At 36.9% G+C, this 23039-nt stretch carries 23 protein-coding genes and 1 other RNA gene; 21 read left to right on the forward strand and 3 right to left on the reverse strand.

Features of this window, described 5'->3' with window-relative positions; all coding sequences use genetic code 11:
- Positions 1-54 precede the first annotated feature (54 nt).
- From IPH66_02040 to IPH66_02125, 18 genes are all read left to right on the forward strand, one after another.
- Positions 55-624, forward strand: a complete 570-nt coding sequence (locus IPH66_02040) for a sigma-70 family RNA polymerase sigma factor (protein ID MBK7128133.1) — start codon at positions 55-57, stop codon at positions 622-624.
- Positions 625-649: 25 nt separating this feature from the next.
- Entirely contained in the window at positions 650-2290 is a 1641-nt protein-coding gene (locus tag IPH66_02045; GenBank protein ID MBK7128134.1) for a hypothetical protein, read from the forward strand.
- Complete coding sequence (locus tag IPH66_02050; GenBank protein MBK7128135.1) at positions 2287-3342, forward strand: hypothetical protein; 1056 nt, start codon at positions 2287-2289, stop codon at positions 3340-3342. Before IPH66_02045 ends, IPH66_02050 begins: the two co-directional genes overlap by 4 nt.
- Before the next feature lie 82 nt (positions 3343-3424).
- Positions 3425-4516 (forward strand): T9SS type A sorting domain-containing protein, encoded by a 1092-nt coding sequence (locus tag IPH66_02055; protein ID MBK7128136.1) that lies wholly within the window; start codon positions 3425-3427, stop codon positions 4514-4516.
- 313 nt (positions 4517-4829) lie between these two features.
- Positions 4830-5225, forward strand: an RNA gene (rnpB, locus tag IPH66_02060) — RNase P RNA component class A.
- Between the two features lie 80 nt (positions 5226-5305).
- Positions 5306-5851: a hypothetical protein gene (locus IPH66_02065; protein MBK7128137.1), complete on the forward strand. Its 546-nt coding sequence runs from the start codon at positions 5306-5308 to the stop codon at positions 5849-5851.
- Between the two features lie 3 nt (positions 5852-5854).
- The gene (gene trmB / locus IPH66_02070; GenBank protein ID MBK7128138.1) at positions 5855-6538 is read left to right on the forward strand and encodes a tRNA (guanosine(46)-N7)-methyltransferase TrmB; all 684 of its coding nucleotides are present in this window, start codon (positions 5855-5857) and stop codon (positions 6536-6538) included.
- A gap of 115 nt (positions 6539-6653) precedes the next feature.
- Positions 6654-7184: a hypothetical protein gene (locus IPH66_02075; protein MBK7128139.1), complete on the forward strand. Its 531-nt coding sequence runs from the start codon at positions 6654-6656 to the stop codon at positions 7182-7184.
- On the forward strand, positions 7142-7480 hold the full coding sequence (locus tag IPH66_02080) for an MGMT family protein (protein MBK7128140.1): 339 nt from the start codon (positions 7142-7144) through the stop codon (positions 7478-7480). The genes IPH66_02075 and IPH66_02080 overlap by 43 nt, the downstream gene beginning before the upstream one ends.
- A gap of 326 nt (positions 7481-7806) precedes the next feature.
- A complete protein-coding gene (gene serS, locus IPH66_02085; GenBank protein MBK7128141.1) occupies positions 7807-9075 on the forward strand; it encodes a serine--tRNA ligase in 1269 nt (422 codons plus the stop codon).
- 60 nt (positions 9076-9135) lie between these two features.
- Positions 9136-9714: a hypothetical protein gene (locus IPH66_02090; GenBank protein MBK7128142.1), complete on the forward strand. Its 579-nt coding sequence runs from the start codon at positions 9136-9138 to the stop codon at positions 9712-9714.
- The gene (locus IPH66_02095) at positions 9695-11518 is read left to right on the forward strand and encodes a tetratricopeptide repeat protein (GenBank protein ID MBK7128143.1); all 1824 of its coding nucleotides are present in this window, start codon (positions 9695-9697) and stop codon (positions 11516-11518) included. Before IPH66_02090 ends, IPH66_02095 begins: the two co-directional genes overlap by 20 nt.
- Positions 11515-11829, forward strand: coding sequence for a DUF4286 family protein (locus IPH66_02100; protein MBK7128144.1), 315 nt, complete (start codon positions 11515-11517; stop codon positions 11827-11829). The genes IPH66_02095 and IPH66_02100 overlap by 4 nt, the downstream gene beginning before the upstream one ends.
- Positions 11826-12608 (forward strand): 16S rRNA (adenine(1518)-N(6)/adenine(1519)-N(6))-dimethyltransferase RsmA, encoded by a 783-nt coding sequence (gene rsmA / locus IPH66_02105; protein MBK7128145.1) that lies wholly within the window; start codon positions 11826-11828, stop codon positions 12606-12608. The genes IPH66_02100 and rsmA overlap by 4 nt, the downstream gene beginning before the upstream one ends.
- A gap of 102 nt (positions 12609-12710) precedes the next feature.
- Positions 12711-13628, forward strand: coding sequence for an outer membrane beta-barrel protein (locus IPH66_02110; GenBank protein MBK7128146.1), 918 nt, complete (start codon positions 12711-12713; stop codon positions 13626-13628).
- Positions 13628-14473, forward strand: a complete 846-nt coding sequence (locus IPH66_02115) for an outer membrane beta-barrel protein (protein ID MBK7128147.1) — start codon at positions 13628-13630, stop codon at positions 14471-14473. Before IPH66_02110 ends, IPH66_02115 begins: the two co-directional genes overlap by 1 nt.
- Positions 14474-15481: 1008 nt before the next feature.
- Positions 15482-15745, forward strand: a complete 264-nt coding sequence (locus IPH66_02120; GenBank protein ID MBK7128148.1) for a winged helix-turn-helix transcriptional regulator — start codon at positions 15482-15484, stop codon at positions 15743-15745.
- Positions 15746-15749: 4 nt separating this feature from the next.
- Positions 15750-16409: an SdpI family protein gene (locus IPH66_02125; protein MBK7128149.1), complete on the forward strand. Its 660-nt coding sequence runs from the start codon at positions 15750-15752 to the stop codon at positions 16407-16409.
- 63 nt (positions 16410-16472) lie between these two features.
- Here the strand turns inward: IPH66_02125 and glmM are convergent, their stop codons facing one another.
- Positions 16473-17852 carry a phosphoglucosamine mutase gene (gene glmM, locus IPH66_02130; GenBank protein MBK7128150.1) on the reverse strand — a complete coding sequence of 460 codons (1380 nt, stop codon included), beginning with the start codon at positions 17850-17852 and terminating at the stop codon, positions 16473-16475.
- 150 nt (positions 17853-18002) lie between these two features.
- On the opposite strand from glmM, the gene IPH66_02135 reads away from it, so the two are divergent.
- Together IPH66_02135 and IPH66_02140 are read left to right on the forward strand one after the other, a co-directional pair.
- Positions 18003-18413, forward strand: coding sequence for a hypothetical protein (locus IPH66_02135; GenBank protein MBK7128151.1), 411 nt, complete (start codon positions 18003-18005; stop codon positions 18411-18413).
- Positions 18414-18485: 72 nt separating this feature from the next.
- The gene (locus tag IPH66_02140; protein MBK7128152.1) at positions 18486-19850 is read left to right on the forward strand and encodes an MBL fold metallo-hydrolase; all 1365 of its coding nucleotides are present in this window, start codon (positions 18486-18488) and stop codon (positions 19848-19850) included.
- 36 nt (positions 19851-19886) lie between these two features.
- Here IPH66_02140 and IPH66_02145 read toward each other — a convergent pair whose 3' ends face one another.
- Positions 19887-20813, reverse strand: coding sequence for an amidinotransferase (locus IPH66_02145; GenBank protein MBK7128153.1), 927 nt, complete (start codon positions 20811-20813; stop codon positions 19887-19889).
- A 128-nt stretch (positions 20814-20941) separates the two neighbouring features.
- On the opposite strand from IPH66_02145, the gene IPH66_02150 reads away from it, so the two are divergent.
- Positions 20942-21553 (forward strand): M15 family metallopeptidase, encoded by a 612-nt coding sequence (locus tag IPH66_02150; GenBank protein ID MBK7128154.1) that lies wholly within the window; start codon positions 20942-20944, stop codon positions 21551-21553.
- A gap of 26 nt (positions 21554-21579) precedes the next feature.
- Here the strand turns inward: IPH66_02150 and IPH66_02155 are convergent, their stop codons facing one another.
- On the reverse strand, positions 21580-22809 hold the full coding sequence (locus IPH66_02155; protein ID MBK7128155.1) for an ATP-binding protein: 1230 nt from the start codon (positions 22807-22809) through the stop codon (positions 21580-21582).
- Between the last annotated feature and the right edge of the window lie 230 nt (positions 22810-23039).

Below are 23039 nucleotides of genomic sequence, written 5' to 3' on the forward strand. Positions count from 1 at the left end.
ATTCGGACCAACCAGCCGAACTGCTGGTTGGTCTTTTTTAGCTAAACTTGCTGTATGATAGATGAAAGGCTAATTGAGGCATGCAGAAAAAATGATCGAAGAGCGCAAGAAAAGCTCTACGAGTGGTATTATGTAAAAGTAATGCCTACCTGCATGCGCTATCACCGGAATGAGGAGGATGCACGAAGCGTTCTCAATATTGGTTTTGTAAAAATTTGCCGCAATCTTGATAAACTCAAGCCTGATACACCATTTGAAGCTTGGGCAAGACGAATTCTAATGAATACCATTATTGATGAATTCAGAAAAAATAAAAACTATCTGCAATTAGTAGATGCAAAAGAAACTGATCGTGAGCTTGAGATAAAAAGTGAAGTAATTGAGAATGATGTATGGTCTAAAATGGAAACGGATGTTTTGATGGGATTGCTGAAAAAATTACCGGATGTTTCCCGCAAGGTTTTCAATCTTTACGTGATTGACGGCTATACACACAAAGAGATAGGAGAGATGCTTGAGATTTCAGACGGAACATCAAAATGGCATTTGTCCAACGCGCGCAAATTGCTTCGCGATATGATATTAAAAATTCAAAAATCAAATAATCTGGAAATCTGGGCATAAAGAAGTGAGTGTTGAGGATAAAAATATGGATGATATTTTCAGAGCTGCCGCTCAAGACCAAAAATTGAATTATAAGGCAGATTACTGGAATGAGATGAAAGCAAATCTTGATGATGCTGCTTTGGATGACGCTTTTCGCTATGCGGCTGACAAGTTCATGGTTACTGCGCCTGCAGATGTGAGTAATTCACTTGACGACGCTTTGCTTGATGGTACATTTCACAACGCGGCTTCAAATCAAAACTTGACATATAGCGCTGCTGCATGGACTGAGTTTTTGCAACAAGAAGAAATTTTGTTTCAAGATGAAGCGTTCCTTGCTGCATCTAATTTGATTACTGCAGATTATCATCCTGCATATTGGACTGAGGCTGATACCGCATTGCAAAATGAAGGATTACATTTTGAATATAAATCTGAATATTGGGATCAAGCGCGCATATTGCTTGATAAGGGAGATCGCAGTGTGTTCTTCTATCGCTGGGCATCTGTTGCTGCTATTCTTCTGTTGATTTCTGGTGGTGCATTTTTCTTTGTGAATGATTCACATGTCGGGTTTGCACGAAATCAAAATCATCATCAAGAATTGAATCGTAACTACCATCAAACTAATCTGAATAATCAAACTCTTACCGTTTCAAATAACAATACTGAGTCTGAATCAAACAATCACCGCATTGAACAAAATTACACTGATCAATTAAATCATGAATTCAAACACAATTCAGACAATGAAAAACTTTCAAATGGAGATTTAACTCTACCGGGTGATAATCATTCAGTCAATGGTTCTGATATGCCTGATCATGGAACCGGAATATCAGATGATAGCGATAATGCAATTGCAGGCGGCCAACCGGTAATTGACATCAACAATGAGCATAATCAAGTTGAAAATTCTGAAAATGTTCATGAAATATTTACGTCAGATTTCACTTCAACACCAACTAAATTTTCTGCAGCAACAATCAATAAAATTCAGCGAGAAGATGATGCATTCAATGTGCCTCTGATAGAAATTGAAAAATATACCAATTTGCCTGATCATTCAGTGTCATTTATTGGACAAGCCGGGCTTGGCAACAAATATGGAGAATATGAACTGACGCCATCATGGAGAACATCCGTAGGATTTGAGTATAAAAGAACTTCACATGACAGATTCAGAAATTTTGAATTTGGAGGACAGTTTTCATTCAATCATGTGAGACAAAATGATTTTGGAACTGAGCGTCGCGTAACTGTTTTCAATCATACCGGCGGAGTTGATAAATTCTGGTATAAATTACAACTGAAAGACATGATTTATGCAAACACGTCTTTGGTGATGAGTTATAAAATTGATCGCAGACAAAACTTAAGATTCACTTTAGGTGCAGATTATCTTGTGTTTGTTCAATCCAATATGTCATATCAAAATGAGCCTGATGCTGGCATCACCACAGTGAACAACAATTGGGGAGTAAAAGATGGAATTAAAAAATTTGATTTGCGAATGGGTATCGGTTATGAGTTTGAATTAAACCAACGATTTGCACTTCAATTAAATGGCAGTGCCGGATTATTTGACCGCTCTGATGATGAATTTATTCATGACGAATTTAAGGATCGTGAAATGAACGTAACACTTGGAATTAAATACACATTTGTCAATTGTATCAGATGAAAAACGGTTTTGTACTAATTATATTCATGGTCATTTTTTCTGCTTGTAAGAAAGAACCTTTGCCGGTATTGCCTGATGAAAATGAACCGTATTATTCAATCAGAGGGGATGTAAATGATGATTCAATCAACTGGATTGTTGGTCTTGATGACGCCACTTTTACATACGGTGTTGGTGAGATGAACGGTATAAATACCTACTACGGGCAAATCAATGCAGGTACTGGTGACATGGCTGTCAAAATTGAAATACTTGAACCTGAAATTTTTTACAATGGATCATCTGTTGCTGCTATTTCATCTCAGACTTTGAATTATTTGGTGCATGAACCTGGAGCAATAAAATTTAACTTCGGACTCAACTATAGTCAGTTTAATTACATTCTAATTAAAAATGAATCAGGTGATTTTGAATATATGACTCAGGTTAATTTCACTGAGTTTGGAATACATCCTCTTACCATGAAATTTACTGATTATAGTTCATCAGAAAGTTTTAATATTCCGGTTTGTTTTGGTTTTGAAAAGGAACAGATTTCTGCTGAGTTCACCTCGTCAGGGCAAGGTGATACCTTACACACGCAGCCTAGCAATTTAGAAGGAACACATGCCTGGTATCTTAATAACGAATTGGTGAGTAATGAAGCTCAATTAGTCAAGCCAATGCAAGACGGAATTTATTCACTTAGACATGAGTATACTGATATTAGCGGTAACCAAGCACGTTATGAAACACTGATCAGATTTTTAAATGGCGAACATTATTGGCAGATGAAATATTATTATTTGATTCCGGAAGATCCAACATCTCATTATGGCAACGTAATTGTTTCCATGAAAAAGGACGGTCAATGGTATAGCAGTGAGCATTGCCCCCTCAATCTTGAGCAAATTTTTCATACCGCAAATATTTCAACCTACGTAAATTCTGATCTTCAACCTGAGTCTACCAAATTTGATTTTTCTTTTGAGTCTGTATTATATAATGATAATCAAACAGATTCATTACATTTGGATGATATGACTGGCACTATCAGTGTTGGAATAAAATGAGTATAATCTTTTACTCCAAATCTGACTGACTTGCTGCTTTGCATACATTGAGAACATAAAAATTTCTAAACCAAAATAAACCATGAATAAACTTTTACTTTTATCTGCATGTGTACTTTTTGTCTATCATGCCGATGCACAAATTACAATTGATCAGTCAGATTTTCCGGGTGCAGATGACACTGCGCTTGTGAGTGTTTCAGATGATACATCACTTGATTTAACACAAACCGGAACTGATTTCACCTGGGATTACAGCACGCTACACATCATGTCACAGCGTATTGATACTTTTTTCAATTTATCAGATGCAAGCGCCTTGTATCAGTTGCAGTTTAATAATTTCATTTTGCAACCTGATTATGCTTCAGATTATTATTATGATTTAATTGGATTTGAATTGGCCGGTGCTGAAGATGTAGGTATTGCTATTTCTGATCCGGTTGGATTCGTAAAAATTACCAGTTCAGTTGTTCAGAATGTAGGTTTGGGTCTCAATCTAAACGGATATGAAGTTCCTATGGCTTCTGATACTATTGACACAGAATATGAATTACCTATGTCTTATGGTGATGCTTGGACATCTGACTCATACATTTATGTTGATTTGAATCCGGCTTTCAATGGAATTTTTCAACGGTACCAATATCGCACATCTGAAGTTGACGGATGGGGAACAATCACTACCCGTTTTGGAACATTTGATGCTATCAGAGTGAGATCAGAATTGATGTATGATGATTCAGCTTACGTTGATTTTGGATTTGGTGGAACATGGCTTGAGTTGCCAACTCCTGATGAGGTTCATTACACTTGGTGGTCTGAAGGAAATAAAATTCCGGTGATGAAAGTAGTTGCACAAATAGTTGGTGGCAATGAGGTAATCACACGTGTTGAATTTAAAGATCAAGAGAGAAATCTTGCAAGCATTGAAGAGTCTGAATCTTTTGCCGGAGAAATTTATCCAAACCCGGCAAATGGAAATGTAACCGTTGTTGTTGAACCAGGTGTGCAGCAGATTGAAGTTTATTCTGTTTCAGGACAAATCATGTTGACTGAACAAGTAAATTCAAATCAAATTCAGTTAAATGTGGCTGATTGGACAACCGGTGTATACGTAATTAAATTATATAGTGCTGACGGAATTTCTGCAACAAAACTCATTGTTGAATAAAAAATATTCATTTAAAAAATTGAGAGACTGTTCTAATGAGCAGTCTTTTTTTTTATGCTGAAAATTGCGAGAAAAAACTGTCATGCAAAGGTTGAATCATTGTCTTGCATTAGCCCAATCAAGCACTAGAATCTGAACGTCAATTGAAGGGTTAAATCAAATTCATTGCCTAGGCGCAGGTCGCGACCTGCGCCTACGGGACGATCATAAATTGCAACCCGTTTTTGTTCAATATTCATACAATTGCATAATTTGAGATTAAACAGAGTGCCTTGACTTGATAATCTGAAAGACATAATGCCTTATCTTTGTATTTGCAAACCGTCTTGTCGCTGTGCATGAAAATTGTGCAGAGGAAAGTCCGGGCAGTGCAGAGCATCATGCTTCCTAACGGGAAGGCAGTTCACCTGAAAAGGTTTATTGACAGAAAGTGCCGCAGAAACTTAAACCGCCAACTAAAGTTTATACTTTGGATGGTAAGGGTGAAAAGGTGAGGTAAGAGCTCACCGCGGTTGTAGTGATATAACCGGCAAGGTAAACCTCATGAACTGAAATATCACGTATACCGGGGTCAGGTCTGCTCGGCCTTGGCTCATTGAGCAACCCGGAGGGTAGATAGATAGACTTTGTCAGTGATGACTGAGCCAGATAAATGACAGGAGTTCGCCCATGGCGAATACAGAACCCGGCTTACAGGTTTGCTTTTTTAGTCTAAATGGTCTTGAGTTATTTTTCATGCATTGAAAAATATCCTGACAAGAAATAAATAATGAAATGCGCAAATAAAAAATGGCGGAACAGGAAAAAAATAAAAATAAAAAATTACAACTTCTGCTCGATGATTTGTCATCAGAAAACATAGATAAACAACTTGCTGCTGTTGATGCCTTGCGTGCGCATGGAAATGAAACAATCATCAGAAATTTGCTTGATGTTTACAAAACAACTGGTTCTGATGAATTGAAAAATGAAATAAGTGATTTGCTTAATACCATCAAGTCAGAAAAAACACCGGCTGTGGTCATGAAGTATCTTGCAGATAAAAAATATGCTGATCAGAAAATTATTTTGCTAACCTCAGCTTGGAGTTCTGGGTTAGATTATTCTCCCTATGTTGCGGGGCTTGTTAACCTAGCAATTGATGGTGACTTGATGGAAGTTTTTGAAATTCAAACAATCATTGAAAATCTAGAAACTTTACCTTCAGATGAAGTGATTAATGAAGGTTTAATAGTGCTTGGAAATTATCTTGCAGAAAATAAAAATGAATCATCTCCTCGCATAGATTTGTTGATGCAAATTGGAAATCATTTGAAAAAATTAAATGAAGATTAAAGCATGAGTGCAAAAAAAAAACTCCAGCGATTTGCTGAAGTGAAAAAAATGCCCTGCGTTTTTGAACCTTCCATGGATGATTGTTTTCATCGCACCTATTATATGAAGGGAAAATGGAGATCAGATTATTTTAAAAATGAGCATCCTCTTATTTTGGAATTAGGTTGTGGCAAGGGAGAATATTCAGTTGGTTTGGGAAAACAATTTCCTGAACATAATTACATTGGTGTTGATATCAAAGGCGCACGCATTTGGTACGGCGCAAAGGAAGTGACAGAAAGCAATATGCACAATGTTGCTTTTTTGCGCACGCGAATTGATTTTATTGATGCTTTTTTTGATCAGCGTGAAGTGGATGAAATCTGGCTGACATTTTCTGATCCGCAACCTCAAAAACCAAACAAGCGATTAAGTTCAAAACACTTTGTTGAATTGTATCGCAAGTTTTTAAAACCCGGCGGCATCATTCATCTCAAAACAGATAGTGATTTATTATTTGAATCAACGCTTGATCAAATTTCAGAAAACGGATACAAATTACTGGAGAGCACCTGGGACTTGTATGGTAGGCCATCAGCAGATTATGACGAGCAAACACGCAAAATTTTACATATCAAAACCTATTATGAACAACTTTTTTCATCTCGAGGGCATTTGATTAAGTATTGTAAGTTTCAGATAGACTGATATTTAACATTGCCTGTTTGAAAATCATGGGCTAAAACCATTGAAAAAAGTTAGTTTGGTGCTAAATTAGAGGCAACGCTCACAATTGGAAAGCGTACTATAAGAAACGAAGATTTTGAAATTAGCAAGATTTTATAGAGACGGAGAGCTTTCAGACATTCGGGTATCGAGTGCTGATGATGTGTTGTTTGAGGTACATAATTTATTTGCCGGAGAAGAACTTTCAGAAGATGCGGTGCGTGATATGATTCTTACAAAAAACACCGGACAAATGAGTCATGTTGATGAATTGCGTCTTGATTTCAATCGTATTTTCAGAAAAAGAGATATTAGGCATGCCCGTCGGTGGGGAGCTTACGCGTTCAAAGATTCATTTGAATATTGTGGAAAATTTTCCACTGAAACCATCCTCAATATTAAAAATGAGCAACGTTATCTTGCAGCTTGCTTCAGTGATTACATGGTACTTGTTCCAAGATTAGGATCATCAGGCAAAGAACCTTATTTGTTTGCTTCACTAAAAAACGGTTATTACTATTTGTTGAATGCAGATGAGTTACCACCGTCAAATCCGCTTTGGGCATCTGTAAAAAAATTAGGCGGATGGATTCAAAAAAAGATTTCTTTCAAGACGTCTACCAAGTAGTTCGTCTAATTCCTTTTGGCAGAGTTACATCTTACGGGGCTATTGCTAAATATCTTGGCGCAGCTAAATCAAGTCGGCTTGTGGGGTACGCTATGAATGGTTCACATCATTTACAAAATCCGGTGCCGGCGCATCGGGTGGTAAACCGCAACGGAATGCTCACCGGTAAATTTCATTTTGATTCGCCTGAGGCTATGGAAAAGGCGTTGGAAAAAGAAGGAGTCGTGGTAAAAAATGATCAAGTAATAAATCTCAAGGATGTATTCTGGGATCCTAGTTGTGAATTGAATCTATAATCAAGATAGAAATGAATTAGTTCATATCAGATTTACATGTTGAACAGAATCAGATTATCCTAATTAAGCAATAGAATCTTGAGGTCAATTGAAGGGTTGCAAATCAAACTCATCGTATAGGCGTAGGTTGCGACCTGCGCCTACAGAAAGATAAATTGTAACCCGTCTCGTTTAATACCCATTCAATTGCTTAAAATGAGATAAGTGGTGAGCCACACGCGTTGAAAGATCAGATAGTCCCGCATACACATGCTGCAACCTGCGCCTGCAATTGCCAACATGCTTTCGGTATTATTTTGTAAATTTACCGGTTCAAATCACCAAACATGTTAGAAATAGCGCGCATCAGAGAAGAAAAAGATCAGGTCATTGAAGGTCTGAAAAAAAGAAATATTGATTTTACTGAAAAAATAAATGCCATTCATGCCACCGATGCAGCATGGCGTGAAACGAAGAAAGAGTTGGATGATATAGCAGCAGATTCAAACCGCATTGCTAAAGAAATAGGTCAACTTTTTAAAGAAGGTAAACAAGCTGAGGCAAGTGCAGCAAAAGAAAAAACAGCTTTACTAAAAGAGCGCGAGAAAACTGCTCGTGAAAGAGAAGCGCAACTGGCTGATGAACTACAAAAAAAATTGTATGAAGTTCCAAACGTACCTTGCGCAAAAGTTCCTAGCGGCAAATCAGCTGAAGACAATGAAGTAGCCGCAACCGGTGGTATTATGCCAACACTGTCGTCAGATGCTTTACCTCATTGGGATTTGGCAAAAAAATACAACCTCATTGATTTTGAAATGGGCGTAAAAGTAACCGGTGCCGGTTTTCCGTTTTATTATGGAAAAGGTGCTCGATTACAACGTGCGTTGATTAATTTCTTTCTTGACCAAGCGCGTGAAGCAGGTTATCTTGAGGTAATTCCGCCTCATGTGGTGAATCAAGACTCAGGTTATGGCACAGGTCAGTTGCCTGATAAAGAAGGGCAGATGTATCATTGCACTGTAGACGATTTTTATCTCATTCCAACTGCTGAAGTGCCACTGACTAATATGTACAGAGATGTGTTGTTGCAGGAAAATGAATTGCCCATTTGTGTGACAGGTTATACACCATGCTTCAGACGTGAGGCAGGCTCGTATGGAAAAGATGTACGTGGCTTGAATCGTCTGCACCAATTTGATAAAGTTGAAATTGTCAGAATTGAACATCCTTCAAAATCTTATGAAACTTTAGATGCTATGGTGAAATACGTGGAAGGACTTTTACAAAAACTTGAATTGCCTTACCGTGTGTTGCGTTTATGTGGAGGCGATATGGGTTTCACATCTGCACTCACGTATGATCTTGAAGTATATTCTGCAGCGCAGCAAAAATGGCTTGAAGTAAGTTCTGTTTCAAATTTTGAAACCTATCAGGCAAATCGTCTGAAGTTAAGGTATAAAGATAAAGATGGTAAAAATAAACTGGCACATACTTTGAATGGTTCTGCTTTGGCACTGCCACGCATTGTTGCAGCGCTGCTTGAAAATAATCAGGATGAAAACGGAATTCGTATTCCGGCTGCACTGATTCCGTACACCGGTTTTGAACGCATTTAATACTAAACTGTACTTTCTTGAGTTATGAAGAATAGCATGAACGGTTTCAATTTTTGGCGTATGAAAAAAATGAAGAAAGGCATATTTCTAATGCTTGCCGCAAGTTTGTGTGTAACTATTTCTTCCTGTGATCCTGCAAAAAAATACGCTAATGAAATTGAAAAAATAGACTCCTGCCTGACAGTAATTGATGAGTATGATTCTTTGTATCACACCATACAGTTTGACAGTTTGCAGTGGATGGTAAATCACGTATTGGAAAATGAAAATGCCATCAAACAATATGGTGTATCAGATACAGTGCCTCAGCTGTTGGGTTCATGGATGAATAATTGTAAAGGTGTTCGCAAATCATTGAAAGATATCGGCGGAAATAAAATGAAATTCAACGACGAAATATTTTTCATGCGGAGGCAATTTACCAATTTGAAAACTGATATCATCAATGGGGTTTATGATAAAGACGAAATAGAAAAATATCTGAAAATTGAAACTGAAGCTCTGACGAATTTTGGAGTAATGTTTGGTGATTTTTATGATCTACAAAAATCACAATCAGCAATTTTTTACGATGCGGTGCCTAATGTTGATGCGTATGTTTTATTAATTAAAAATGAACATGGTGATACGATGCCTTAAGCTCATTTTCTTGTTTCAGGTTTTTTGTCTGCCACTTAATGCAGATGCACAGCCCGTAGACAATGATGCAAAACTGGCTGCGTATTATTATGATAAAGGTGAATTTGCCAAGGCAGAGATTTATTACGAAAAACTTCATAAGCAATACAAATCAAAAACCTATTTTGAGCGGTATTTCATGTGTCTGTTCTATCAACAAAAATTTGATGATTGTGAAGATCTGGTAGAGAAGCAAATTAAACGTGACCCCTATGATATAGATGCAAAATTTTTGCTTGCCATGGTTTATGAAGAAACAGATAGGCAAAAAGATGCAGATGCAATCTATCAAAAATTAATTGATGATCTTGAAGCCGTTCAAACGAGAGTTGAATATTTAGGAACAGCATTCAGACAGCGCGGTAAACTTGAATACGCATTACAAACCTATCTGAAGGGTAAAGAAATGCTAAAAAAAGGTTACGCTTTTCAGTTAGAGCTTGCTGACATTTATAGCCAAATGAATGAGCCGGCAAAAATGATTGAAGAGTATTTGAATTTGCTTGATTACAGCCCGAGCTATTTGAAAACAGTACAAACTTATTTAACGCGCGCAATTGATTTTACTGAAGAACCTGCAAAGGTTGAAATGTTGCGCATTGAATTGCTTGAGCGTGTTCAAACGTATCCTGATGCTGATCATTACAGTGAAATGATGATTTGGTTTTATTTGCAGAAAAAAGAATTTTCAGGCGCTGTTATTCAGGCTAAAGCCTATGATAAAAGAAAAGGCCTGAACGGTAAAAAAGTTTATGAAGTTGCACAAATTTGTCAGTATAATAAAGCGTATGATGCTGCTGTGAAAGCTTATCAATACATTGTTGAATTGGGCAAAACAAATCCGTATTACAGTCTGGCCATTGAAGGCGGACTTAAAATTGAATTCATTTTATTAACTGATAAGGCAAATTATACTGATGCAGAATTAGAAGCATTGGCATTGCGTTATGAAGAAGCGTTGACCAACCTTGGAAAATCACAACAAACGCTTGGCTTAATGATTCAGTTGGCAAAAATTTATGCCTTTTATCTCAACCAGCCTGTGCAAGCTGAGCGCGTTATAAAAGAGGCTTTGGCATTACCGCTCAATCCAAAACAAAAAGCTGAATTGAAAGTTTTATTGGGTGATATTTATGTTGTAAGCAATAGAATATGGGATGCATCATTATTGTACATGCAAGTTGAAAAAGATTTTTCTGAAGACATAATCGGACATGAAGCAAAGTTTAAAAATGCATGCGTTTTTTATTATGACGGTGAATTTGAATACGCCAAAGCTCAATTAGATGTTCTTAAGGCATCAACCAGTAAATTAATTGCCAATGACGCTATGCAGTTGTCACTTTTATTGCAAGATAATTTAGGTATTGATACCACGCGTGCACCTGTTCAGATTTTTGCACACGCTGATTTATTTATTCAACAACATAAATATGATTCTGCTCTGTTTATGTTGGACTCATTGACCAGACAATATCCTTTTCATAATCTTGCTGATGAAGTACTTTTCAGAAAAGGGGAGATCATGGAAAAACAACATAACTGGACAGCAGCAATAGAATATTATATTGAAGTGTATGAAGCCTACGGTCATGATATTCTTGCTGATGATGCCGTTATACGCATTGCGCGCATCTATGATTTTAAATTAGAAGATAAAACTAAAGCGGCAGAATTTTACCGTAAAATTTTATTTGAATTTACTGCCAGTATTCATGGAGCTGAGGCGCGTGAACGGTATACAGAAATACAACAAGCCCAATGATAATTTACAATGTAACAGTGAATGTTGATCATGATGTTCATGATGACTGGTTGCAGTGGATGCAAGAAACTCACATCCCTGAAGTAATGGCAACCGGTCTTTTTCTTGAGGCAAAAATCTCTCGCATTTTGGCTGAAGAGGATGGAGGAAAATCTTATGCCATACAATATCTTTCACCTGATATGGCTACGTATGAAAAGTATCGTGATGAGTTTGCTCCTGACTTGCAGCAAAAACAAACCAGTCGATATGCAGGTAAATTTGTTGCGTTCAGAACTCTGCTGCGTGTAGAAAATAGTTTTTCAAAATGAACGTAAGGCCAAAAAAACATCTCGGGCAGCATTTTCTAAAAGATGATGAAGTGTGTGAAAAAATTGCCAATGCTATTCAACCAAATGGCGCTTATCAACACGTGCTTGAAATTGGTCCGGGTACCGGCGCACTGACAAAACATTTGTTGACAAGAACTGATTTTGAAACTTCGGTGATTGAAATTGATCAGGAATCAGTTACCTATTTGCGTATGCATTATCCGCAGTTAGATAAACATATTTATTCGCAAGATTTTTTATCAGCAGATATCACCTCATTAATGGGTACTAAACCATTTGCGGTGGTAGGTAATTTTCCATACAATATTTCAACGCAGATTGTTTTCAAAGTGCTTGAAAATAAAAATCAGATACCTGAATTGGTAGGGATGTTTCAGAAAGAGGTAGCTGAACGTTTGGTGAAAGGTCCCGGCACAAAAGATTACGGCATTGTATCTGTTTTTGTGCAGGCGTTTTATTCAACTGAATATCTTTTTACGGTAAGTGAAGACAAATTCATTCCACCACCAAAAGTGAAGAGTGGAGTTATCAGACTCAGAAGAAATTCAGTAGAAAAGTTGAATTGCAATGAAGAACTTTTTAAGAAAGTTGTAAAAATGGCATTTAACCAGCGACGTAAAACGCTGCGCAATTCACTAAAATCATTTGAACAAGGCTTTAAACCACTATTTGAGGCGCATCCTGATTTTTTTAGTCGTCGCCCTGAAACTTTAAGCGTAGACGAATTTGTCTGGCTAACTCAACAATTCCAGGTTTAAAACGTTCATCCTAGGGTAAATTACCCAACCATTTTTGAATTAAATTCGTTAATTTGGTACCCTGGTGAAACCGTGATCCCCTCATCTGCGTATGATTTTACAATGAAAAAACTGCTTTCATGCTTGATATTGTTGGTTTTTGCAGACTTTGCAAATGCCCAAGCCTGGCGTTATGTGCGGCATGAAGTGCAGTTTGGTGTTGGTGCATCTAATTTTCTAGGTGATTTGGGCGGATCAAAAGGAATTGGAACGCATGGTGTAAAAGATTTACGTGTAAGGCCAACCCGTCCAACACTGACAGCCGGATATAAATTCATGATAACACCCGCTTTTTCAGTTAGAGGTATGTTTGCTTGGGGATATCTTTCAGGTGATGATGCCAATACCAAAAACGTAATCAGGAATAACAGAAATCTAAGTTTCAGATCAATGATTGGTGAAATTTCTGTCATGGCAGAGTATTATCCAAACGGTGATCGCGTTGCACCAAATTATAAAGTAACTGGTATTGCCGGTACACAGTCAATCACCTTTATTCCATATTTCTATACCGGTATTGGCTTGACTTTTTTTAATCCAAAGGCAAAGTTCAACGGAGATTGGGTTGCACTTCAACCATTGGGAACAGAAGGGCAAGGGCTTGCCGGAAGACCGGATAAATACAAACGATATACATTATGTTTTCCTGTTGGAGCAGGATTAAAATATATGATAGACAAACAATGGAGCGTAAGTTTGGATATGTCATTGCGTTATACTTTTTCAGATTATATTGATGATGTCAGTACTTCGTATTATCGGGCAGATGTAATTGAAGCCAATTATGGCACCACTGCTGCAGCGTTGAGTGATCGTTCCGTTGATCCCTCATTGGGGTATACAGGGGCTGTTCCAATGGGTGATGGCAGTTATAATTATCTGCAAAGAGGTAACCCAAAATACAATGATGCTTATATGTTCGCAATAATTTCTGTACATTACCGTTTTAAAAAGGGACAGACATTTATTCCGAAATTCTGATGGGGCATTTTTGCAGACATATTTTTCTCACCATTTTTATTTTTGTCTCAGGGGCAACGGTTTTTGCACAAGGTTTTAAAACTGCGGCCGAATTTGGTTTTTATGGTGGTGGTTCCTATTATCTTGGAGATCTGAATCCGGCAAAACATTTTGTTTACAGCAAACCTGCATTTGGTGCCATTTTCAGATATAATCTCACGCGCCGTTATTCACTCAGATTTACCGCATCTTATGGAAATGTTTACGGCAATGATGCTGATGCAGATGATGTTTTTCAGGTGCAACGCAATTTGAGTTTTAAATCAGATATTCTTGAGTTGGCTTTTGGAATTGAGCTTGATTGGTTTGAGTACAATATCAATAACATGAAACACCCCATTACGCCATACTTTTTTTATGAGATCGCTTTCTTCAAAATGAATCCAACCGCTGAACTCAATGGTGAAGATTATACGCTGCAAAATTTGGGAACAGAAGGGCAGGGAACAACCTTATCAGACAAGGAACCTTATAAACTAAATCAAATTTCTGTTCCGCTGGGTATTGGATTAAAATTTAATTTGCGCCCTCGTATGGCAATTTCAATTGAATACGGAATCAGAAAAACATTTACAGATTATCTGGATGATGTTTCAGGAAATTATGTTGATCCGGACATCTTATCTGCATTTAATGGTTCACTTGCAGCTGAATTTTCTGACCGCAGTGTCAATGGTTCTGAACTATCAAACGTTGGTTTCAACCGTGGCAATTCCAGCAACAAAGACTGGTATGCCTTCTACGGCATCATGTTTACTTTTAAGCCTTTCAAAGAAAACGTGTGCAATATGCGCGGGTGGAGATAAGTGCCGTTTTTTTTTTCAATACCTGATTTTTTAATTCCCAACACCAACCTGCAGTGATTATGTCACCCTTTCAGGGTTATACGTATTTCATCCCTTCGGGATTTTTTTTTACATGAGATTAAAATATTTCTTGCGGAGAAATAGTTAATAAAGACACCGCTTTTGCATTCAACGTTCTTACAATGTGATGAGCAAAGTTTATCCAACGTTCTCTGTGTTACAGGTAAAGCTTGAAATAAGAATTATCTTTATGGAGTATCGTCTACCTTTATGCACTTAGAGGTACTTGTGGTGGCATAATATTTACAGAGGCTTATGTTTTTTGAATGGCAAAATCAATAGAAATTATAATAGTCTTATTGCTAATTCCTGTAGTAAATATTTGTCTCGTCGGTTTCACTTACGACTGGATGAACGATTATTATCCACTTCAAAGACGAGATTTGCCGTGGTCTCTTACGGTCTATTACGGTGCAAGATTCTATGCAGTATTTGTTTTTGCGATCTGTTTGTTACACTATTTATTCAAGTACAAATTAATAGCTATAATTTGTAGTATACTTCTTTTGGCTTTATTTGATTGGTTTTTTCTTAAATCTCTTTCATCACGACCGAATCGTGTTGTATTTATTATTGGACTATCAAATTCAGCTGTGATTTTGTCAGTTCTCATGAGCTTCATTATTGTTAGGTTGTCAAAGAAGCAAAAATCGCGCGAGTCAAACGATAACCTAGTTGATGATGTGTAATTGTCATTCCAAAAAATTACCTATTTTCGAATAGTAGAAAAGACATCCTAAAAATCAGCATAATATTCAAGGTTTAACCCATCATTTGAAGCGGATTGATTTCTGAAAGATTGGCGATAGGTGTAGGATGCCGGTCGATCTGTGTCATGCTGAAAAAAAAAATTCTGTGAAGCGGTTTTTTGATACTAATGTAAAATAGTTTGAAAAAAATTTGCTTTTTTAATTAGATAATTAGATATTTGTCTAAATAACGAATTAAATGAACCGATTATTTAAGGCATTAAATGATGATACACGCAGAAGAATTTTGGAGTTATTGCGTGAGCGAGATATGACAGCGGGTGAAATTGCAGATCAGTTTAACATGACTAAGCCAAGTATTTCACATCATTTGGATTTGCTCAAACAGTCAGATTTGGTGACAACAGAGAAAAGAGGACAATTTGTAGTTTACAGTATTAATACTACCATCATGGATGACCTGTTAAAATGGGTAATGAAATTGAAAAATAAAAAAAAATAGAATTATGAAAACGAATCGTTTGCTGAAAGAAATCATGTTTATAATAATACACGTGATGCCTGTAATTTATTTAGTGATGATATATGACGCATTGCCGGCTGAAATCCCCATGCATTTTAATTTAGAAGGAGAGCCGGATTCATACAGCTCAAAAGATAAATTATATTGGCTCGTAGGATTGATGAATGGACTTGGGTATATTCTCTTTTTGGTGATTCCGTTTATTGATCCAAAAAAATTTGCTGAAGAGCATGCAAAAATATATTTCAGGTTGCGGGTTGGATTAACAATCATATTTGCCGGTCTTAGTGCAATAGGTGTTTATCTGGCCTATGGTGATGTGCACACCGGCTTACAAATGATGGGATTATTGCTGGCCTTGATATGTTTGTTCTTGGGTAATTATATGCAAGCGGTTAGAACCAATTATTTTATTGGAATCAGAACGCCGTGGACATTGAGTAGTGAAACTGTGTGGAAAAAAACGCATCTACTTACCGGTAGAATGTATTTTTATGGTGGATTGGCAAGTTTACCGGTGATATTTTTTGTAAGCTTCAATCTTGCGCCATTTGCACCTGCACTGGTGCTTGTAGCTGCGTCTCTCTTTGGTTTGATTTATTCATTTGTCTTATACAAAAAAGAGAAATCAACCGGAAAATAAATTGATGAGCTGGTAATTGAATTGTAACTGATCTAACAAAAAAAGTGTTTAGCTAACTGCAACTTATTTTATTTTATCCATGATCGCAAAGGCAATTTCATTTGCTTTTTGTTCTGAGCTTGATTCAGAATAAATGCGAATGATAGGTTCTGTGTTACTTTTACGCAAGTGCGCCCATTCAGATCCGAAATAAATTTTTACTCCATCTGTTTTGTCAACTTCATAATTGGCGTACTCTTTGGCAACTGATTCCAAAATAGCATCTACATTCATGGATGGTTCTAACTCAATTTTATTTTTTGAGATAAAATAGTTTGGATAGTGTGCTCGCATTTCTGAAACGGGCAATTGTGCAATGGCAAGCTGTGATAGAAACAGGGCAATTCCAACCAAAGCATCTCTTCCGTAATGCAATTCAGGATAAATCACACCGCCGTTTCCTTCACCACCAATTACGGCATTTACTTCTTTCATTTTAGTCACCACATTCACTTCACCAACAGCAGCAGCGTGGTATGAACATCCTGTATATTTTTCTGTAACTTCTCTCAATGAAATGGTAGATGAAAGATTAGAAACCGTATTTCCGGGTGTATGTTGAAGCACATAATCTGCAATTGAAACCAAGGTATATTCTTCACCAAATAGTGAACCGTCTTCACAAACAAATGCCAAGCGATCAACATCTGGATCAACTACAATTCCTAAATGTGCATTGCTGTCTTTCACTTTTTGAATGATATCTCCAAGGTGTTCAGGCAGCGGTTCAGGATTGTGAGGAAATTGTCCGGTAGGCTCACAGTATAATTCAATGACATCGGTTACACCTAATGCGTGCAATAATGCGGGTACAAATAAACCTCCGGTAGAATTTACTCCGTCAACTACAATTTTAAAATTGCAACGTCGTATTAAATCTGCGCGCACCAATTTCAAATTCAAAATGGCTTGTATATGTTTTTGAATGTACGTTTCAATTTCAGTTACCTTGCCCAGTTTATCTACTTCAGCAAAATTGAAATCTTCTTGTTCAGCAATAGTTAATATTTCTTTTCCATCAGCGTCTGAAATAAACTCACCTTTTTCATTTAAAAGTTTCAGTGCATTCCATTGTTTTGGATTGTGACTGGCAGTAATAATAATACCTCCCTGTGCGTTTTCAAAAGGTACTGCAACTTCAACGGTAGGGGTTGTGGAGAAATCAAGATCAATAACATCAATTCCCAATCCTTGAAGTGTATAAATGACGAGGTCAGAAATCATTTTACCTGAAATTCGCGCATCACGACCGATAACAACTTTTACTGTGTTTGCGTTATTTCTTTTCAAAAGCCAAGTTCCATAAGCTGATGCAAATTTTACGGTATCAACCGGTGTAAGGGCAGTTCCAACTTTACCACCAATTGTTCCGCGTATACCTGAAATAGATTTGATAAGAGTCACAATGTTGCGTTTTAATTTTACACGTCAAAGTTAATTTATTTTTAATGATACCAATTCCAAAGCCATGATATGACTGTATTATACGCAGGGAAAAGTGCTAATTTCCCTACGCATCTTGCCTTCAAACAAAATTATTTCTACCTTTAAAGTATGGTTCAAGATAAAACAGATATCACAACACATCTGGTTGAAACAGACAAATACATTATACGTGAGCTTGAACCGGGCTTGCTTGAAACGGTGGTTAAAAATAATGCAACTATTGAGTCTCGTGACGCTTGGGAAATTAAAAAGTACAATTTGAAAATTTCCAACAACAAGCCTTATGTAGTTTTAGTCACTTCTGGTCATCTATCATCTGTATCACGCGGAGCAAGAGAAGTGGTTGCAAGCAAAGAATACGTCGGAAATACAATAGCAAAAGCCCTTTTGGTTGAATCGCTTGGGCATCGTATTGTGGGTAATTTTTACCTTGCAGTGAACAAGCCTTTCATTAAAACCAGAATGTTTACTGAGCGTGAAGAAGCGTTATCATGGCTGCGCAAAGAATTAAATGCCTAATCAATTTTTGCAACTGAATTTTATCATGGTTTATAATTGAATGATTAATTAATTTAGTCAAAAACTAATTCAATGAACCAGATCAAACTTCAATTTTTAGGCGGTGCAGGTACAGTTACCGGTTCAAAAACGCTTGTTGAATTCAACAATTTTTCAGTGATGGTTGATTGTGGTCTTTTTCAAGGACTCAAAGAACTGCGCTTGTTGAATTGGAATGAATTTCCCATTGATCCAGCAACTATATCTGCCCTCATTCTCACACATGCTCACCTTGATCATGTTGGATACTTGCCGGTGCTTGTAAAAAATGGATTTAAAGGTCAGGTGCATTGTACCAAACCAACCGCTGAACTAGCTGAAATTATTTTAAAAGATAGCGCTAAAATTCAAGTTGAAGATGCTGACAGAGCAAATAGAAAATCTTATACCTGTCATGAAAAAGCAAAGACACTTTACAAGCCTGAAGATGTAGAACTGACCATGAAACATTTTGTCACGCATGAGCTGAGTGAATGGGTTATATTGAATTCTGATTTTAAATTTCAATTCCTTAACAGCGGTCATATTTTAGGTTCAGCCTTTGTTGATATGAAAGTAAATCAAAAGAGAATTTTATTTTCAGGTGATATTGGCAGATCAAATCCTATGCTATTGTATCAGCCAAAAAGAATTGATCAAACAGATTTTCTGGTGATGGAATCAACCTATGGTGACCGTATTCATGCAACGCAAAATATTAAAGAAGAATTGTTGCGTATTATATATGAAACGCTTGAACGAAAGGGTATTCTTATGATACCGTCATTTGCAGTTGAACGTGCGCAAGAATTAATTTATCTCTTATATCAATTGCGTGAAGAGGGACGTTTGCCTGATATACCGGTTTATCTTGATTCACCAATGGGCATAAATTCAACAGCGGTATACGATCGGTATCCGCAGTGGCAAAACTTGTCGCATACGCATTTTAATGAGATGTATAATGACGTGCATTTCATTACAGATTATGAAACTTCAAGGGCAGTTGTGCATGATAAAAAACCAAAAATTGTTCTAGCCGGGAGTGGAATGTTAGAAGGTGGACGCATTTTGCACTATCTCAATAATCATATCGAAAATCCAAATAACACCATTTTGTTTTGTGGTTTTCAGGCGGCAGGTACAAGGGGTCGCTCCATATTGCATGGTGAATTGGAGATTAAATTTTTTGGTGAGTATAAAAAAGTGAAATGTCATGTTGAATCAATTTCATCCATGTCAGCACATGGTGATCAACAAGAAATGCTTGACTGGATGAAAAAATTTAAACTCGCACCACAAAAAGTATTTCTCAATCATGGTGAACCGCATCAAGCCGACACTTTTCGCGTGAAAATAAAATCAGACTTGGGTTGGGATGTGGTCGTTCCGCAAATGATGGAGTGTTTTCATTTGTAAAAAATCTTTCTCGATTTATCTGGCGAATGCAGTTTTTTACGAAACAAATCCACCGGTAATCATACAACGCACGCTTCCTCCACCAACTTTTTCAATTACAGGTATGTCAAAATGAAGGATAGTGGAATGTTTACCAATGATCGTTTTCTGTTCTTCTGTCAATGAAGTAAAAGCCGTGGTGCTCATCAAGAGATGCGATATGTTATTTTGATTGTGCACTTCAATGCAGTTGGCAGCAAACTGATTCATTTGCTGATATGAGATATCAATAATATCATGCACGGTTTCACGCAATTTTATTTCAAGCATTTTGCGTTCTACTAAATCGTGAATTGACTCTAGACAAACAATGGCAAAGCGATCTGCAATGCATAACATCACATTGGTGTGATAAATGGGTGAGCTGTTTAAATCAGTGCTGCGGAATGATACTGCCTCGTAACCAATCATCCGGCAATATTTTTCAAATAGAGAGATATTGGTTCTGGGTGATTCACATGCATAAGCAATTTTGTTTCGATAATCGAAGACAATACTTCCGGTGCCTTCTAAAAATTTTTGATCAATGCTATAAACACGTAGATCAATGAGATGTTTTATTTTGGTGTTTATTCCAAACCATTCAACCACATCTGCTCTTACCTCAGCTCTGCGATTCGGTGTAAGCATTGGAAAAATGGTAAATATGCTTTCAGGTAAATGACACATCCAATTATTGGAGAAAACTGAATCAGGCAAATTATCAGAAAGGTCATCAAAAATTTGAACTTGAAAATTATTTGATTGGAGTGCCAAGATCATTTTATCAAACTCAGCTAATGCTAAGGATGAAACATCCTCACCGAGCTCATTGTGCTGAAAAGAATTGCTTTTTGCTGTTTCAGCATTATAGGCAAACGCACGCGGCCTTATCATCACAATCAAATTTGGTATCTTTGCTGATGATGCGTAATCTTGTTCCATTTGGGTTGGTTTTGTTTTTGGGCTCCTGCAAAGATAGCACAGTTCCGGCTGAGATTCAAGACCTCCCTGTTGATTCTCTTCAGGCTGTTGTTGATACTACAACTGTGTTAACCAATGATCCTTATATTATGGATTCATTAGAACTGTCTTTAATTGAATCAGGATTAGTTAATATTCAAGATATTATTCCCGGTATTTTAGTTGATGTGCGTTACTCTGATACCAATAATTTTATGCATCAGGATGTCTATGGACATTTGAATAGAATTTATCTACAGCCGGATGTTGCGCAGGATTTAAAAATTTGTCAGGAATATCTTAAAAAATTAGACAGCACACTAACCTTGTTGGTTTTTGATGGGGTGAGACCAAGAAGTGTTCAGCAATTCATGTGGGATATTTTGGATATGCCGTTGAATGAAAAGACAAAATTTGTTTCCAATCCAAAAAATGGATCAGTGCATAATTATGGTGCGGCTGTTGACATAACTATTGCTCACCTGAATGGCACACCCGTAGACATGGGTGCAGATTATGATGATATAAGACACATTGCGTATCCGCGATATGAGCAAGCCTATCTTGATTCAGGAATGTTATCCTTGGAACAAATTGAGAACCGAAAATTGTTGCGTGAAACCATGCGCGCCGGTGGTTTTTCAGGTATTCAAACAGAGTGGTGGCATTTCAATCGCTATTCTCGTGATGTGTGCAAAACTAAGTATGAGATTGTGGAGTAAGGACGCTAATTTTTTCGATTTATTCCTCAGTTAATATTTAATAACCACTTGAAAACATTCAAATGCTGAACACCATTTCGGCTTTGCGTGAAAGAATCTGTTGTGAGTAAATATTTTGGATAGTTATCGTTAATTTTTTGCAAAGCATTAAATTCCCGTTCAGCAGTATCTTCATCTGTTATCTGCCAAGCGACCTGATAATATGTTATTTCTCCTGTGGGTGTTTTGCAAACGAAGTCAACTTCCCTATTTCTAGAAGTACCGGTCCATACTTTATGTCCACGGCGTAACAGTTCCAAATAAACGGTGTTTTCAAGTATGTGCCCGCGGTCAGTGTTGCGGTCTTTCCCTACCAAAACATTCAGTAAACCTGCATCAACTATGTAATACTTCTCTAACGTAGCAAGTTGTTTTTTGCCTTTTAGATCAAAGCGATTTACTCTGTAAAAAATGAACGCCGCTACGAGATAATCAAGATATTTTTCGATGGTAGCATGGTGGGTGGTCTGACCGTCTTGCTTCAGTGCTCTTGATATATTGCCCGGTGAAAGTGGACTACCGATATGCGAAGCTGTATATTTAATGATGTTTGCAAAAGCTCGTTTATCATTTATCTGGTGTCTTTGGGTGATGTCCTTTTCAATGATGGTTGTGTAAATCGCCTCAAGATATTCGTGGATTTTGTCATAGCCACCACTGCGCAATTCAACACCTTTTGGCAAAGAAGTTTCGTTAACGTAATCAAAAAATAGTGCCTCAAAATTCAAATATTCATTTTGGATTTCAATTCTTCTTGTCGTTAGATATTCTTTTAAAGAAAATGGTAGAATAGAGATTTCAATATATCTTCCGCTCAACAGTGTCGCTAGTTCGCTACTCAGCAAAAATGCATTGGAACCGGTAACATAAACATCCGTATTTTCTGTTGCAAAAAGTCCATCTACCAGTTTTTCAAATTGTGGAATATTTTGAACCTCATCCAACATGATATAGTTGGTTTTTTCAGGTTGCATTTTCTGCTTTATCTCAAAATATAAATCGCTCCATGTTTTATTAAGGTAATTTTCTGGCAACTCAAAATTATAAAACTGGATTTGTTTCTTACCAATCCCCTGCTTTAGTAATTGTTCCTGGTATAACTTTAAAAGGGTACTTTTGCCAGAACGCCTTAATCCACTCACCACTTTAATTAATTGAGTGTCTTTGTATGAGGCTAACTTGCTTAGATATTCTGATCGTATCGTATACGTTGACATGATACTAAGGTATAGAATAAATTATCAAAACTTGCACAATTTGCAAGTTTTGATAATTCACAACCTTTTTTCAAAAACATAAATAGCATAAAATCAGATGAATAAGCTGTAATGCTAAAATAAAAACATAAGTGTTAATAAAAAATGAGTCAAAAAACGTAAATGAAAATTCATGTATACAAGACAAAAAAATAACCCCACTAATTACAGTGAGGTTACCTTTTATAAGT

The organism is Crocinitomicaceae bacterium (assembly GCA_016708105.1).
GTDB lineage: Bacteria > Bacteroidota > Bacteroidia > Flavobacteriales_D > Crocinitomicaceae > JADJGJ01.